This is a genomic window from Rhodococcus sp. 14-2483-1-1 (assembly GCF_002259335.1).
Taxonomy (GTDB): domain Bacteria; phylum Actinomycetota; class Actinomycetes; order Mycobacteriales; family Mycobacteriaceae; genus Rhodococcoides.
This window is the reverse complement of the sequence record NZ_NPFX01000002.1, coordinates 284,350-299,575: the sequence shown is the minus strand read 5'-3', so window position 1 is coordinate 299,575 and position 15,226 is coordinate 284,350. Positions and strand designations below refer to the sequence as shown.

The following is a 15,226-nucleotide window of genomic DNA, read 5'->3' as shown; positions in this document are numbered from 1 at the left end:
GGGACGAGAAAATGAACGGCAGCGAATCCCGTGCGGCTGGCGTGCATGTCGTCGTGACCTCCGACGTGCTGTCGGTCGAGGCCGCGATCGAGTGGGCAACACTGCCGCGGTGCGGAGCGGTGGTCACCTTCACCGGGGTGGTTCGCGAGTACTCGAAGGACATTACGGGTCTGCGTGCAAACGGGGTCGTGGCGATCGACTACCAGTCCTACGAGTCGGTCGCGCGTGCACGGCTACTGGAGATTGCGGAGGTAGCCCAACAGCGTTGGCCCGGAATCGGACGTATCGCCCTGCTGCACCGGATCGGATCCGTCGCAGTCGGTGAGGCCAGCGTCCTGGTCTGCGTGTCCTCGGGCCATCGCGTGGACGCATTCCTGGCGGCTCAGTTCTGCATCGACATTCTCAAGGCGTGCGTTCCGGTGTGGAAGCTCGAACAGCGCGCCGCTGCCCAATCCTGGGTGGAGACAGGTGTGCAGATCGAGACTGTCGAACAGGCAGCCTCGCAGTGGTCGCCGCTCACGTGCGGGGTCGCTTCGTGAGTGACTCCGTGAGTGACGTCGAGGCCGGCACGAGAGACGTTCGGGGGCGACAACTTCGGGATCTACGTATTTCCGTCACCGACCGGTGCAACTTCCGCTGCGTCTACTGCATGCCCCGGGCCGAATTCGGTCCGGACCACGAATTCTTGAACACCGGGAAACTGCTGTCGTTCGACGAGATCGAGAGAGTCGCCCGCGCCGCAGCCACCATCGGCATTCGGAAGGTGCGCCTGACCGGTGGCGAACCTCTGCTCCGCGCCGGAATCGTCACGCTCGTCGAACGATTGAGTGCCATCGACGGTATCGATCTGGCGATGACCACCAACGGTTCTCTGCTCGGTGCCCACGCTGCAGCCTTGGCCGACGCGGGTTTGGTGCGCGTGACCGTCAGCCTCGATTCGACGGATCCTGCAACGTTCGCTCGGATGAGTGACACCCGGGTGCCCGTGCAGACCGTGCTCGACGGAATCGATACGGCGGTGCGGGCCGGAATGTCGCCGGTGAAGGTCAATGTCGTGGTGCGTCGCGGTGTCAACGAAGGTTCGATTCTGGCTCTGGCCGAGCGGTTCAGAGGCACCGGCGTCGTGGTGCGCTTCATCGAGTACATGGACGTGGGGGCAACGAATCGGTGGGAGTTGTCCGAGGTCGTCGACGTGAATTCGATAGTGCAGACGATCGGACAGGTCTATCCGCTGGCACCGGTCGACGCGGAGTACGACGGCGAAGTAGCGATTCGGTACCGGTATCTCGACGGTGGCGGCGAGATCGGTGTGATCGGGTCCGTCTCGGAACCGTTCTGTGGATCCTGCACTCGTGCACGGTTGTCCGCGGATGGAAAGGTGTACACCTGTCTGTTCTCCTCCACCGGCACCGACCTACGTGCGTTGCTGCGCTCGGAGGCGTCGCAGGACGACCTCGTCGAACGCCTGTCCACGCTGTGGCTGCGACGCGATGATCGCTATTCGGAACTCCGAGCGGGAACGAACGACGGGCCGGTGCGAGATCGCATCGAAATGTCCTACATCGGTGGATGATCGGAGAGTGGTGATCGTATGGCCGAATTGGTGATGTTCGCTGCGGCACGTCAGATCGCAGGTGAGGCGTCTCGAGAGATTCCCGGATCGACGGTCGGGGAGGTGCTCGACTCCGCCATCGGAAGGTACGGCGCATCCTTTGCGGATGTGCTTGCTGTGTCCAGGATCTGGATCAACGGGCAGTCTCTCGCGCGGGCAGAGGATTCACCGTGCTGCGACACCGATGAAATCGCGGTTCTACCTCCGATCTCCGGCGGATGATGTCGACGGCGGTCGACATCGTTCCTGCCCCTCTCCGAACGGTGGACCAACATCGCTGTGCGATAGGGAAACTGGGAATATCGGCGAAGGCGCGTTCCGTACCGATCGGCGACGCGATGGGCGCGGTGCTGGCCGAGGATGTCGTTGCCGAACGCGCGCTGCCGGCATTCGACAATTCGGCGGTCGACGGATTCGCCGTTCGCGCTGCCGATGTCGTCGGTCCGGAATGTCTACCCGTGCGGTTGCTCGTCTCCGCGTGCAGTGTCGCAGGGAGACAGCCGGCACCGCTGTACGTTCGTTCGGGCGAGTCGGTACAGGTCATGACCGGTGCCGTAGTCCCGCTGGGGGCGGACATGGTCGTTCCGGTCGAAGTGACCAGCGGGTTCGTCGAGTCGTTCGGAGTCGAGGAGGTGACGATTCACTCGGTCGACTCCAAGAGCAACGTCCGCAGTCGTGCGTCGGACTTCGAGGTAGGCGACGTTGCCGTCAAGGCCGGCACTGTGGTGACTCCGGCGCAGGTCGGTGTATTGGCGGCCCTCGGCCGCACTCGTGTGCTGGTCGAGTCGGCCCCGGTCGTGGCGGTGCTCTCGACAGGATCCGAGATTCGAGCCGTCGGGACAGAACTCGTGCGGGGCGAATGCCACGACGTCAACTCGGCGATGCTCGTCGCCGATCTGCTTCGGTGCGGTGCCGACGTTCACCTCGAACCGGCCGTTGCCGACGACGTGGACGCGTGTCGGGCGGCACTGGCCCGATGCGCCGCGGTTGCCGACGTCATCGTCACCACCGGTGGGATCAGTGCGGGTACCGAAGAGGTGATTCGGCTCGCACTGCGGGGTCATGATGTCGAATTCGTCTCGGTAGCAGTCAAACCGGGCAAACCGCAGGCCTGCGGGAAGGTCGAGGGAACGCCGATCGTGTGTCTGCCCGGAAACCCAGTCAGTGCGTTGGTCTCGTACGAATTGTTCGTCCGGCCGGTGATCGTGGCGGCATTGCGAAACCCACAGGCGGACAGGACGATGAGAACGGTCAGGGTGGATGGGGAGACGGTTCCCGCCTCGCCGATACCTCGGGTGATGTTGGGCGTCGTCGACGGTGAAAGCGCCGCGATCATCCGATCGCACTCGGTCGGTGCGCTCGCCCATGCCAACTGTGTGATCGTGGTCCCGCCCTCCGACGGCGGCCTGGGTCCGCCGGGTGAGTACCCCGCCTGGATGCTGGACTCGGTCGCGTCGACGCGGCGAGGTACCTGCATCTGAAGGCGCGGGGAACCTCTCCGCGCCTTGCACGCCAGTGTGAGGAGAGTGCACGCATTTCGTAACGCAAATGCCTCGGATGGCTTACGCCCAAGGCCTACGGTGGGTGCACTCGAACCTAGCGCGGAGTGCATCATGACGTCGTATTGGACAACCAGTGGACTCGGTCCGGCCGATCAGATGAGCTATTGGGCCGACGTCCTGTGCCAGGCATTCACCCCGCTTGCGCCGTGGCGATCCCGGGACCACGTCGAACACAGTTCGACACGTTCCGGACTTCCCGGATGGGTGCGCTCCGCGGCGATCGGGGGTGGCAACGCAGCGGAGATCGCCTCCTGCACACAGCGAATCGATCACGGAAAGCGCGAGGTCGCCCGCGCGGACGAGGACGTCGTCTTCGTCAATCTGCAGCTCGACGGACACTGTACGACCACTCAGGACGGGCGGCAGTGCACCGTCTCCCGAGGCGAGTTCGCCATCGTCGACTCGACTCGCCCGTACCGGCTCGAGTTCGTCGAGCCCGGTAACCACGAACTGTGGCGAGTGCTGTCTTTCCGACTGCCGCGCCCTCTGCTGGCAGATGTGGTCGGCCCGTCGGCAGCGACCACTGCGCGGCGTTTTTCGAGCTCGTCGGGTTCTGCTCGCTTGCTCGGCTCGTTGATGGTGGAGACCTGGCGGACCGATTCCTCGCTGCAGACCGCGGAGCGGCAGATGATCGGTGCTGCCCATGTCGATCTGCTCCGTGCGGTGCTGGGAGGGACGTCCGAACGGGGTGCCGGATGCTCTGTGCAGACCGACGAAGTACTCCGGGTGTCCGCAATTCGATACATCGATTCCCGGCTTCCCTTCGGCCGAGTTCCCGCTACCGATGCGGCCCGCCACGTAGGGGTATCGGTTCGCACCCTTCATGCCCTGTTCGAGAGGACGGGAACCACTTTCGGTGCCGTCGTACGTGAGCATCGCGTCGAAGCGTGTCGCCGTGAGCTTGCCGATTCACGTGACACTCGATCGATCGGAACGATCGCTGCAGCGTGGGGATTCTCGGATTCGGCCCATCTGGCCAAGACCTTTCGATCGCGTTTCGGATGCAGTCCGGTCGAATACCGCGCGTCGGTGAAGACAGGGGAAATGCCGCAGTTGGCATAGGGGGACTCTCTGTTCGGGAGTGCAGAACGGTACCGATGACGGCGCAGTCCGGTACAAGACCGGGATGCGTCGGGCCGTGAAACATGGTGTGAGGGCAGCGTCGCCCGATTCCGTTCTTCACCCCCCACCAGGACAGACATCGAGGAGTCTCACATGACCCTGAGTTTCGAGCTCAGCCCCGAGCAGATGGCAGTGCGCATGCAGGCGCGGCAAGTGGCGGACGACATTCTGAGCGAAGTAGCGCCCGCTATTTCCTCCATACCGCGCCCCGAGGATCGCTTCTACGCACTGCAGCCGGTCTACAAGCAGCTGGCCGGTCTCGGATTCGTCAAGGGACTGGTTCCCGATCAATACGGCGGCGCGTACTTCGACAATCTCACCTTCGCGCTCGCGGCCGAGGAACTCGCTCGGGTCGACATCAACACTCCGACTGCATTGCTGGGCACGGGATTGGGACTCAACCCGATCATCAACTTCGGTACCGAGGAGCAGAAGAATCGCTGGCTCCCGTTGTTCTGCGACGGCGAACCCCGATTGGCTGCGATCGCCTACACAGAGGTGACCGGCGGAGCGAATTACGACTCGGAAGACCCGACCGTCGGAATTCGGACCTTCGCGCGTCGCGAGGGCGACGAGTGGGTCATCAACGGTGCCAAGCACTACACCACCAACGCCTCGGGCTGGGACGGTCAGGGTGCCGACCTGATCAGTGTGGTCTGCCGTACCGATCCTGCACTGCCGCCGTCGGAGTCGCTCGCCGTCATCGTCGTGGAGAAGGGGACGCCGGGGGTCGAGATCACAGACATGATCGACACCATCGGACATCGCGCCACCAATTCGCCGCGGGTGGAATTCCGCGACGTACGGGTGCCGGTCGGCAACCTCATCGGCAAGCCGGGCGACGGGTTGGACATCGTCGCCACTGCCTTCTCCTGGACCTGCTCGTCCATCGCTGCCGCGTGCGTGGGCAGGATGCGAGCTGCATTCGACTACTCACTGCACTTCGCCAAGACCGACCATCGGTCCGGTCCGGTACCGGTCATCGAGTATCAGAACGCCGGGTACATGTTGGTGGACATCAAGACTCGTATCGAGGCGGTCCGCTACTTCGCATGGAAGGCCGCCGACCATTTCGACCGCACCGGCGGACGCGATCGCGAATTGGCGAACGAGGCAAAGATTTTCGCGTCCGAGACGGCCGTGCAGGTCGTGTACGACGCGATGCGTCTCGTCGGTGTCGATGCGTACACGAACCTGACACCGATCGCCGCGATCATGGAGGACGTCCTGTGCTTCCCGGTCTACGACGGCGGCAACATGGGGGTCCGACGGCGCAACGTCCACAATCTGCTCAAGGCAGACGGATTCGACTCACTCGCCGCTGCAGAGAATCGACTGTCGGTACCCGAGCACGCCTAGACCCACAGAGGCAGTGGTGTCAGGATCCATTGCGATCCTGACACCACATCGGTCGCTCCCGTCGATCCGAGTCTTGGTAGCCTTTCGAGATGATCGACACTCGACAGGCTTGGTGGTGGCTGCGCTAGCAGCCCGGTCGATCATGTCCCGCGGGCTGTACTCAGCCCGCCGATGTCCTGAATTCGGATCGAAGCGCGGTCGGTACAGCCCTTCGTTCTTTCAGGAGGAATTCGATGGACACTTACTTGTCCAGCATCGGCCGCAGCGAGGCGCTCGCCTCCGACATCGCTGCTGATCCAAGTAGCTACACAACGTTGACCGGTGAACGACCAACAGGTCCACTGCATCTCGGTCATCTCTTCGGGACAATTCGAGAGCGAGCTCGGCTGCAGGATCTAGGGGTCCGGACAATGGTGGTCTTGGCCGACTATCAGGTGATCACCGATCGCGACGCAATCGGGCAAGTGCGGCAACATGTGTACGACGCTGCGTTGGACAATCTGGCCGCGGGTATCGACCCCGAGAAGTCCATAATCTTTACCCATTCTGCGGTACCCGCCCTCAATCAGCTGATGCTACCGTTCTTGAGCCTGGTGACCGAGGCGGAACTCCACCGAAACCCCACTGTCAAAGCAGAACTCGCCGCCAGTGGCCGCGCACTGAGTGGGCTGTTGCTGACGTACCCGGTGCACCAGGCGGCCGACATCCTGTTCTGCAAAGCGAACGTGGTTCCTGTCGGCAAAGACCAACTTCCGCACATCGAGATGGCGAGGACTATCGCGCGGCGATTCAACTCCCGTTACGGCGCGGTATTCGAGGAGCCGCAGGCGCTGCTGACGTCGGCCCCTGCGGTGCCGGGACTCGACGGTCGCAAGATGTCCAAGAGTTTCGGAAATGCGATCACGCTGTCGATGACTCCGGACGAGACAGTGGCAATGGTGCGTCGAACTCCTACCGACTCGGATCGATACATTTCGTACGACCCGGCTGCACGGCCGGGAGTATCGGCACTGCTCACCATCGCCGGCTTGTGTACGGGGCGAGACCCCGGGGTAATAGCTGTCGACATAGGTGGTGGGGGAGCCGGATCACTGAAAGACTGTGTGGCCGAGTCGGTCAACTCTTTTCTCGCAGAACATCGTCGTCGGCGTGCCGACTTGGCCGCGGACCCCGACTATGTGCGGTCGGTGGTGCGTCATGGAAACGAGCGGGGCAACGAGATCGCTGAGCAGACGTTGAGCGAGGTGCGCGCGGCGATGGGCACCGTGTATTAGGCCCACCGGCTCGAGACGGTCGTCGATGCGATCGATAGAGGTTCAGGTCACGACGTCCGGAGTTCGACCCCGGCCGATCGGTCCTGCTCGGAGAAGGCAACACGACCTGCCGAGCTTGCGCTTCGGTTTCTTGTCGGTGGTCCGGGTTACTGTTCTTCTTGTTCGAACAGGCGTTCTTGTTTCGGGTCACCGGGGGGTGAATGGGGATGGCAGTACCGATCGTGTCGCTGGAGGCATTGACTGCTGCTGCGTGTGCAGAAAATCGTCACGCTGCCCGGAAGGTCGCTGCCTGCTATCGGGTGCACTGCGAGTGGATCGAGAGCGACACCGAGCACAAGCACTACAGCCGGTACGGGCGCACCGAAATGGCTGTGGCGTTGGGGTGCTCGAACGCCGTCGCCGAGGCGTATGTGTCCGTCGGCGTTGCGTTGCATACCCGGCTACCGCTGGTGAAGACCGCGTTCGACGCCGGGGAGATCGACCTTCCGCGTGTGCGGACGGTGTGCCGGATCCTCGACAACCTATCCGACGAGATCGTGAAGTCCGTCGAGGACGAGATCGTCGAGGCGGCCCGACGTCATTCGCCCGGTCCGCTGGAGAAGGAGATCTGGGACATCCTGCTGCGGGTCGCGCCGGAGGAAGCAGCGGCACTACGGGAGTTCGCGAAACGGTTCCGCCATGTTTCCTACAGCCCGGCCGGTGAGTTGGCGCGGATTCGGGCGGAATTGACTGCCCCCGAGGCCGCGGCGGCATGGCAGCTTCTCGAGGAGATGGCCGATACCGTCTGCCCGAAAGATCCTCGCGGCAAACAAGATCGCTTGTGTGATGCGTTCATGGCGCGCATGCACGGCGAACCCCGCCTGACATGCCTGTGCCGACGCGCGGATTGCCCGAAAAAAGATGCAGAGCTGCCCGATCGCCGGGTGCCGTTGACGATGATCACCGTCGATATCGCCACCCTCATCGGGTTGCTCGCGAACCCGGCGTATCTGGCCGGCCACGGTTCGATCGATCCGGATCTCGCGCGGGAACTCGCACGCAACAGTCAGTGGCAGGTCCTGCTCACCGAAGCTGTCACCCTCGCAGAGAAGCTGGGACTGGCGGTGCAGAACCCGGAGACCGGGGGATGGGAACGACGCTCGGACAGTGAGAAGACAGGGGCTGCAACAGGACCCGAGGCGGGAACAGCGACGGAACCAGACGCCGACAGGGATACAGACACAGACGCCGACGCAGACAGAGACGAAGGCGTGGACTCGGCTGCTGATGCCGATGCTGCAACGGCTGCTCACGGCGATGGGGGAATGGGGGCGGCCACGGATTCGGGCAGGGAGGCTGATTCCTCGACCGAACCGAATTCGTCCAGTTCGTCTGCTCCTGCTCCTGCGCCTGGGAACACTTCGGCACCAGCGGCACCAGCAGCACCGGCAGATGAGGTCGGCGAGACCGACCATGCCGAGGAGAACGACGAGTCCGCACCCGTACCTGCGAGCGTCCCATCGACAACTCCCGACCTGGACGCCGCCGATCCTGTCCGGAAGCATGCAGCAACACGCGCGACGGCAACGGCGACGGACCCGCGAGGGGACGCAACGCCGGACACCGGCCCTGCTGCACAAACCGAACCCGAGTCAGCTCCACGATCACCTGCGCGACAGACGTCGCCGGCACCTGATACCGGACCGAACTGTCCGGAATCACGCTCTTCCACAACGGCATCCGGCTCCACAACGCCATCCGGCTCCACAACAGCCGGTCCGACGCCAGGACCTGAACCAGCGACGGCCACCGTGTCATCGCCCACTCCGAAGCCGCCAGCCGAGCAAGGTTCAATACCGGATCCAGTCCCAGCAGAGGCTGGTCCGACCGACCCGGCACCGGGCGACGGTCGACCTCAGCGTCGTGTGGGATCGCTGACCTCCGCTGCAGCCCTGTTCTGCACCCACACACCAGTCGGCAGGGGCACACGGCACAGCTCTGCTCTCGACCTGTCCTCCGTAATCCGGCGCAACAACCGAACCATCCGCACACCTGCCGGCCTCTACCTCGGAAACGCATCGCTGGCCGCGGCACTCGAAGCCGCCATCGCCGCCGACCCCACCCTCGGAAAATCCGTCGCGCGCGATCCCCTGACCGACCGAGCCCTGATCTACCGACCCGACACCCTCACCACCGCAGCAGTCCGCCTCCGCGACCGACACTGCCGCTTCCCCGACTGCCACACACCAGCCGACCGCTGCCAACTCGACCACGTGATCTCCTTCGATCACACCAATCCCCTCGGCGGCGGCTGGACCACCGTCAACAACCTCCAATGTCTCTGCGAGTTCCACCACACCGTAAAAACCGCCGGATACTGGAAAGCCGTCATGCTCCCCGGCGGCGCGATTCTGTGGACCTCCACCTCGAAGACCACCCGAATCACTCTGCCCGCCAACGGAACAGCCGTACCCATCATCGGCAACGACCTGAGACCGCACATCCCCACCAAACCCAGACGATCCGGCATCATCGCCTACCCCGACCCGCCCGCGAGCCCGGAGCCGGAAACCTAACCAACCGCCGAAGAAACCGACGAGCCGCCGTTCTAGGTTCGTTCGGGTGCGACGCCCGGGCTCGAAGCCTGTTCAGGCGAACTGGGGTGTCGAGGTCTTGTCGATCACGAGCCATCCGCCGTGGTGCTCCGATGTCTCGAACTGCGCACCGGACGACCGACCGAGCTCGACCAACGATGCCTCGTCGAACGTGCGGACGTGTCCGTGGCAGGCGGTGGTCTCGGTCTCGAAGGGCACGGCCACCACGACACGAGTGCGCGCGATGCGTAGTGCTTCTTCCACTATGTGGGAGCCGGTCTCGGCGTCGACGTGCTCGAGGAGATGTAGTGCAGTCACAGTGTCGACACTGCCGTCGGCAACTGGAACATTCGCCGCGTCGCACACCACGGTGTCGAGCGTGATCCCGAGGTGCGGGGCAACGGTGGCGAGCAACCGCATGGTGCCGGCCGACAGATCCGTCGCAGTCACCGAGTGACCCTTCATCGCCAGGCGTAGCGGAAAGAAGCCGAAACACGAACCCATGTCGAGCACCGATCCAACGACCAGTTTCTCGGCGCGTTCATGGACCGGCGCGAAATCGGCGGTGCCCGAGAGCAGCTCGTCCAGCGAATTTCGGTAATAGGTCGCCCATGCGTCGACCGGATCGGCGACGGTGGTGCGGACGATCCCGACCAACACCAACTCGAACTCGCGCTGAGAAAGACCCACATGACGTGCCTGCGCGGTCACGATCGGAACGAGGCACTCACCGATCTCGGCCGACGTCAGGCCATGACAGACCTGGACCGTCGAGCCCACACGGACAGCGTCGAATTCGAGTCCACGCATGTGCCGAACCACCACGTTCTCGTGAGCCCAGACTCCATCGGGGCTCGGCGCGAGTGCATCCAATTCAGTCATCGGAGTCATTTCTGCTCGTCGTGTGCCGGTCGTTTGTCAGGGCTGTCCCCTCGGTGAGGTCGAGCGTCCCATACACAGCGGGTGATTCGGCGTCTGTGACCGAGGTCGGCCCGCCCGGGCACCGTCGACCCCGCGCGCCGGACGGGCCGGTACCTACCCGAACGGACGGTTGATCGCGACGGCCGACCAGTTCCGATCGCCATGCCGGTTCATGGACCGTGTGGGCCGTTAGCGTGGTGATCCGAGACACAACCAATTGGATTGTGACCGAGCAAATTTCGTAGGAGGTTTCAGATGTCGAAGAAGAACGAGAACGCTGTGGTCGGTGCGGCTGTCGTCGAATCCGATCTGGTCGAGGAGTCGTTGGTCGAGGAAGTGTCGATCGACGGCATGTGCGGCGTGTACTGATCATGACCACTGCAGTGCGCGAGGACCTCGACGAGTTCGATTTGGATGTGCCGTGGGCTCTGCATCCGCAGGTGGCGTTGCGTCCGGAGTCGTTCGGGGCGTTGCTGTATCACTTCGGAACTCGCAAGCTTTCGTTTCTGAAGAACCGCACGATCGTGGCGATCATCGAATCGCTGCCCGATCACCCGGACATGCGTTCGGCGATCGCAGCCGCGGGGATCGCCGAATCTGCGTCGGCCCCGTATGTGAAAGCACTCACCACGCTGGCTCACTCGAACATGATCACCCGCCCGTAAAGCCCTGACCTACTGCAGAAGAGGACTTCCTCCCATGACCTCCACCCTCGAAAGACCAGCTCCGGTAGGAAAACTGGTCGATCAGTTCGAGCTCGGGCTCGACGCACCGATCTGTCTGACGTGGGAGTTGACCTACGCCTGCAACCTGTCGTGCGTGCATTGCTTGTCCTCGTCGGGTCGTCGTGACCCGCGTGAGTTGAGCACCGAGCAGTGCAAGTCGATCATCGACGAGCTGCAGAAGATGCAGGTGTTCTATGTCAACATCGGTGGCGGTGAGCCGACGGTGCGGTCGGACTTCTGGGAGCTCGTCGATTACGCGACGGCGCATCAAGTGGGGGTGAAGTTCTCCACCAATGGCGTCAAGATCGACAAGAAGGTCGCCGCGCGTCTGGCCGCGTCTGACTACGTCGACGTACAGATCTCCATCGACGGCGCGACCGCAGAGGTCAACGACGCAGTCCGCGGGCCGGGTTCGTTCGACATGGCCTGCCGCGCTCTGGAGAACCTGAAAGAGGCCGGCTTCCGGGACGCGAAGATCTCCGTCGTCGTTACCCGGCACAACGTCAGCCAGCTCGACGACTTCAAGGCTCTCGCCGACAAATACGCTGCAACACTGCGTATCACCCGGTTGCGGCCATCGGGACGCGGCGCGGATGTCTGGGACGATCTGCACCCGACGGCCGGTCAGCAGCGCGAGCTCTACAACTGGCTCGTCGCGAACGGTGAAGGCGTATTGACGGGGGATTCGTTCTTCCACCTGTCGGCATTCGGTGACGCTCTGCCCGGGCTCAACCTGTGCGGTGCAGGCCGTGTGGTGTGTTTGATCGACCCGATCGGCGACGTGTATGCGTGCCCCTTCGCCATTCACGAGAACTTCCTCGCCGGCAACATCGTCCGCGACGCGAAAGACGGAATGGGCGGATTCCAATCGGTCTGGCAGACATCGGAATTGTTCCAGGAACTGCGCTCGCCGCAGACCTCCGGCGCATGCACCAAGTGCGCCCATTTCGATTCATGCCGAGGTGGATGCATGGCAGCGAAATTCTTCACCGGCCTGCCCATGGACGGTCCGGATCCCGAATGCGTCATCGGTAACGGCGAAATGGCGTTGGCGGCGGCGGGGGAGATCCCGAAGTCCAGTGTCGATCATTCGCGGACCGGGCAGCGCAAGACCCCTCGAAAGTCGGTGCCGTTGACGTTGATGATGCGTCCGCCGGCGAAGATCTGCGACGAGAATCCGCTCGCAGGAATGGAACAGGAACAGTCATGAAACAGAAGGCACAGTAATGGCCAAGAGTGAGTGGTTCGAAACCGTTGCCGAAGCGCAGCGGCGTGCAAAGAAGCGTTTGCCGAAGTCCGTGTACTCCGCGCTGGTGGCCGGGTCCGAACGCGGGTTGACGATCGACGACAACATGGCGGCGTTCGGCGAGCTCGGCTTCGCCCCGCATGTGGCGGGGTTGTCGGACAAACGTGACTTGTCGACGACGGTGATGGGGCAGACGCTGTCGTTCCCGGTCATGATCTCCCCGACGGGTGTGCAGGCCGTGCACCCGGACGGTGAGGTCGCCGTCGCGAGAGCGGCTGCAGCGCGGGGGATTCCGATCGGATTGTCCTCGTTCGCCAGTAAGTCCGTGGAGGAGGTCGCGGCGGCCAATCCGCAGACCTTCTTCCAAATGTACTGGGTGGGTTCGCGTGAGATCCTGCTGCAGCGGATGGAGCGGGCCCGTGCCGCGGGAGCTGTCGGGTTGATCATGACCCTGGACTGGTCGTTCTCGAACGGCCGCGATTGGGGCAGCCCGTCGATCCCGGAGAAGATGGACCTCAAGGCCATGGTTCAGTTCGCCCCGGAAGGCATCATGCGACCGAAGTGGTTGTGGGAGTTCGCCAAGACCGGCAAGATCCCCGATCTGACGACCCCGAATCTGACACCGCCGACGGGTGGTCCGGCTCCGACGTTCTTCGGGGCGTACGGGGAATGGATGGGTACTCCGTTGCCGACGTGGGAGGACGTGGCGTGGCTGCGGGAGCAGTGGGGCGGGCCGTTCATGCTCAAGGGCGTGATGCGCGTCGACGACGCCAAGAAGGCTGTCGATGCGGGCGTGACCGCTATTTCCGTGTCCAATCACGGCGGCAACAATCTCGACGGCACCCCGGCTCCGATCCGGGCGTTGCCTGCGATCGCGGAGGCGGTCGGTGATCAGATCGAAATCACCCTCGACGGCGGAATCCGGCGCGGCAGTGACGTCGTGAAGGCACTGGCGTTGGGTGCGCGGGCGGTGTTGATCGGGCGGGCGTACCTGTGGGGTCTGTCTGCCGGTGGTCAGGCGGGTGTGGAGAACGTGCTCGACATCCTGCGCGGCGGAGTCGATTCCGCGGTACTCGGGCTCGGGCACACCTCGGTCCATGACCTCTCACCCTCGGATGTGGTGATGCCGGCCGGGTTCGACCGCAGGCTGGGTGTGTGACCGACTGGTTCGAGACTGTCGCCGAGGCGGAGCGGCGTGCGAAGAGGCGTCTGCCGAAGTCCGTCTATTCGGCACTGGTCGCGGGCTCGGAGCGGGGTCTGACGGCGTCGGACAATACAGCGGCATTCGGTGAACTCGGGTTTGCCCCGCATGTGGCAGGTTTGTCGGACCGCCGTGAGTTGTCGACGACGCTGATGGGGCAACCGCTGGCGTTCCCGGTGATGATCTCCCCGACGGGTGTGCAGGCGGTGCACCCCGGCGGTGAGGTCGCGGTGGCGAGAGCAGCAGCGGCGCGGGGCATTTCGATGGGATTGTCGCTGTTCGCGAGCAAACCCATCGAGGAGGTCGTCGCAGCGAACCCGCGGGCGTTCTTTCAACTTCATTGGGTGGGTTCGCGAGAGTTGTTGCTGCACATGCTCGATCGTGCGCGCAGTGCGGGTGCGGTCGGGCTGATCGTGACGATGGACTGGTCGTTCTCGGAGGGCCGTGACTGGGGGAGTCCGGTGATACCGGAACGCCTCGATGCGAGGGCGATGATTCGGTTGGTGCCGGAAGTGCTGGTGCGCCCGCGATGGCTCGCCCGTTGGGGACGTGCGGGTGCGTATCCGGATCTGACTGCCCCGAATCTTGCTCCGCCTGGTGGGCCTGCGCCGACGTTCTTCGCGGCGTACCGGGAGTGGAAGTCGACGCCGTTGCCGTCGTGGGAGGACATCGCCTGGCTGCGTGAGCAGTGGGACGGGCCGTTCATGCTCAAGGGGATTTCGCGGGTCGACGACGCGTTGCGGGCCGTGGACGCCGGCGTTACCGCGATCTCGGTGTCCAATCACGGTGGGAACAATCTCGACGGTTCCCCGGCGTCGATAAGGGTATTGCCGTCCATCGCCGAGGCAGTGGGGGATCAGGTGGAGATCACCCTGGACGGTGGCATCAGGCGGGGAAGTGACGTGGCGAAGGCGCTTGCTCTCGGTGCGCGGGCGGTGTTGATCGGGCGGGCGTATCTGTGGGGTTTGGCGGCGAACGGTCAAGCAGGCGTGGAGAACGTTCTCGACATTCTGCGCGGCGGTCTGGACTCCGCGGTCCTCGGTCTCGGACATGCATCGGTGCACTCGCTGGGCCCAAGCGACGTCGTCGTACCGCCAGGCTTCGCTCGCTCGACTCAGCCCGCCCGGCGCAGTTGATACGAACCGACAGTCACCATTCGGACAGGTGAGTATGACCGTCCTGGAGCGCCCGAGCGAACAGAGCGGCCTTCGTCGGAGCGCTGCGTCCGACCGCCGCGTATTTCTGCCGAATACGGGTGATGTGCGTGTTGATCGTGCCGACCGAGATATAGACGGACCGAGCTGCAACCGTCTTCGAGTCCGAGGCGAACCAGGCAAGCATGACCTCGATCTCGCGTGCGCTCAGCGCAGGCTTGCGGTGAAGAGGGTCGAGCCGCGCCGGGCGTGCAACGAGTGCCGGCTGTACCGGCGTCCGGAACGAGTGATGCACCGCCGACGTCAGCATCTGTTCGAGCATGAATTTCCCCCTCGACTTTCGACCGATCTCTTGTACTGCAGCGTCCATCGTCGAAGAAAATTCGGGGCGGATCCAGCGGTGCACCGAACTCCATACAGGGTCAATACGGACGACCTCGGATTCGATACGACCGTCATTCGAACGGAGTAACTTGC

15 protein-coding genes are annotated in these 15,226 nt (G+C 63.7%); 13 read left to right on the top strand and 2 right to left on the bottom strand.

Annotated elements, in window-relative coordinates; translation table 11 throughout:
- The first annotated feature begins 11 nt into the window (after positions 1-11).
- From CH294_RS01260 to CH294_RS01225, 8 genes are all read left to right on the top strand, one after another.
- Entirely contained in the window at positions 12-539 is a 528-nt protein-coding gene (locus tag CH294_RS01260; RefSeq protein ID WP_094736759.1) for a molybdenum cofactor biosynthesis protein MoaE, read from the top strand.
- Positions 536-1,573 (top strand): GTP 3',8-cyclase MoaA, encoded by a 1,038-nt coding sequence (moaA, locus tag CH294_RS01255; RefSeq protein WP_249304971.1) that lies wholly within the window; start codon positions 536-538, stop codon positions 1,571-1,573. Before CH294_RS01260 ends, moaA begins: the two co-directional genes overlap by 4 nt.
- An 18-nt stretch (positions 1,574-1,591) precedes the next feature.
- The gene (locus CH294_RS01250) at positions 1,592-1,834 is read left to right on the top strand and encodes a MoaD/ThiS family protein (protein WP_032404638.1); all 243 of its coding nucleotides are present in this window, start codon (positions 1,592-1,594) and stop codon (positions 1,832-1,834) included.
- A gap of 41 nt (positions 1,835-1,875) precedes the next feature.
- Positions 1,876-3,093, top strand: coding sequence for a gephyrin-like molybdotransferase Glp (gene glp, locus CH294_RS01245; RefSeq protein ID WP_170944546.1), 1,218 nt, complete (start codon positions 1,876-1,878; stop codon positions 3,091-3,093).
- 132 nt (positions 3,094-3,225) lie between these two features.
- The gene (locus tag CH294_RS01240) at positions 3,226-4,236 is read left to right on the top strand and encodes a helix-turn-helix domain-containing protein (RefSeq protein ID WP_094736757.1); all 1,011 of its coding nucleotides are present in this window, start codon (positions 3,226-3,228) and stop codon (positions 4,234-4,236) included.
- Between the two features lie 153 nt (positions 4,237-4,389).
- Positions 4,390-5,655 (top strand): acyl-CoA dehydrogenase family protein, encoded by a 1,266-nt coding sequence (locus CH294_RS01235; protein WP_032404639.1) that lies wholly within the window; start codon positions 4,390-4,392, stop codon positions 5,653-5,655.
- A 233-nt stretch (positions 5,656-5,888) separates the two neighbouring features.
- Positions 5,889-6,929, top strand: coding sequence for a tryptophan--tRNA ligase (gene trpS / locus CH294_RS01230; protein WP_094736756.1), 1,041 nt, complete (start codon positions 5,889-5,891; stop codon positions 6,927-6,929).
- Between the two features lie 206 nt (positions 6,930-7,135).
- Positions 7,136-9,484, top strand: a complete 2,349-nt coding sequence (locus CH294_RS01225; RefSeq protein ID WP_170944545.1) for an HNH endonuclease signature motif containing protein — start codon at positions 7,136-7,138, stop codon at positions 9,482-9,484.
- Positions 9,485-9,556: 72 nt separating this feature from the next.
- On the opposite strand, the gene mftM is transcribed toward CH294_RS01225, so the two are convergent.
- Positions 9,557-10,384: a mycofactocin oligosaccharide methyltransferase MftM gene (gene mftM, locus CH294_RS01220; protein ID WP_094736815.1), complete on the bottom strand. Its 828-nt coding sequence runs from the start codon at positions 10,382-10,384 to the stop codon at positions 9,557-9,559.
- A 294-nt stretch (positions 10,385-10,678) separates the two neighbouring features.
- On the opposite strand from mftM, the gene mftA reads away from it, so the two are divergent.
- Genes mftA through mftD (CH294_RS01195) form a run of 5 tightly spaced genes read left to right on the top strand, consistent with a single transcriptional unit; the run spans position 10,679 to position 14,731 of the window.
- Positions 10,679-10,792 (top strand): mycofactocin precursor MftA, encoded by a 114-nt coding sequence (gene mftA, locus CH294_RS01215; protein ID WP_080734238.1) that lies wholly within the window; start codon positions 10,679-10,681, stop codon positions 10,790-10,792.
- A gap of 2 nt (positions 10,793-10,794) precedes the next feature.
- Complete coding sequence (gene mftB, locus CH294_RS01210; protein WP_032404642.1) at positions 10,795-11,088, top strand: mycofactocin biosynthesis chaperone MftB; 294 nt, start codon at positions 10,795-10,797, stop codon at positions 11,086-11,088.
- 34 nt (positions 11,089-11,122) lie between these two features.
- Entirely contained in the window at positions 11,123-12,358 is a 1,236-nt protein-coding gene (gene mftC, locus CH294_RS01205; protein WP_032404643.1) for a mycofactocin radical SAM maturase, read from the top strand.
- A gap of 16 nt (positions 12,359-12,374) precedes the next feature.
- On the top strand, positions 12,375-13,553 hold the full coding sequence (gene mftD / locus CH294_RS01200) for a pre-mycofactocin synthase MftD (RefSeq protein WP_094736754.1): 1,179 nt from the start codon (positions 12,375-12,377) through the stop codon (positions 13,551-13,553).
- Complete coding sequence (mftD, locus tag CH294_RS01195) at positions 13,550-14,731, top strand: pre-mycofactocin synthase MftD (protein ID WP_094736753.1); 1,182 nt, start codon at positions 13,550-13,552, stop codon at positions 14,729-14,731. The genes mftD (CH294_RS01200) and mftD (CH294_RS01195) overlap by 4 nt, the downstream gene beginning before the upstream one ends.
- 13 nt (positions 14,732-14,744) lie before the next feature.
- Here mftD (CH294_RS01195) and CH294_RS27715 read toward each other — a convergent pair whose 3' ends face one another.
- Complete coding sequence (locus tag CH294_RS27715; RefSeq protein ID WP_249304969.1) at positions 14,745-15,071, bottom strand: LuxR C-terminal-related transcriptional regulator; 327 nt, start codon at positions 15,069-15,071, stop codon at positions 14,745-14,747.
- Positions 15,072-15,226: the final 155 nt, after the last annotated feature.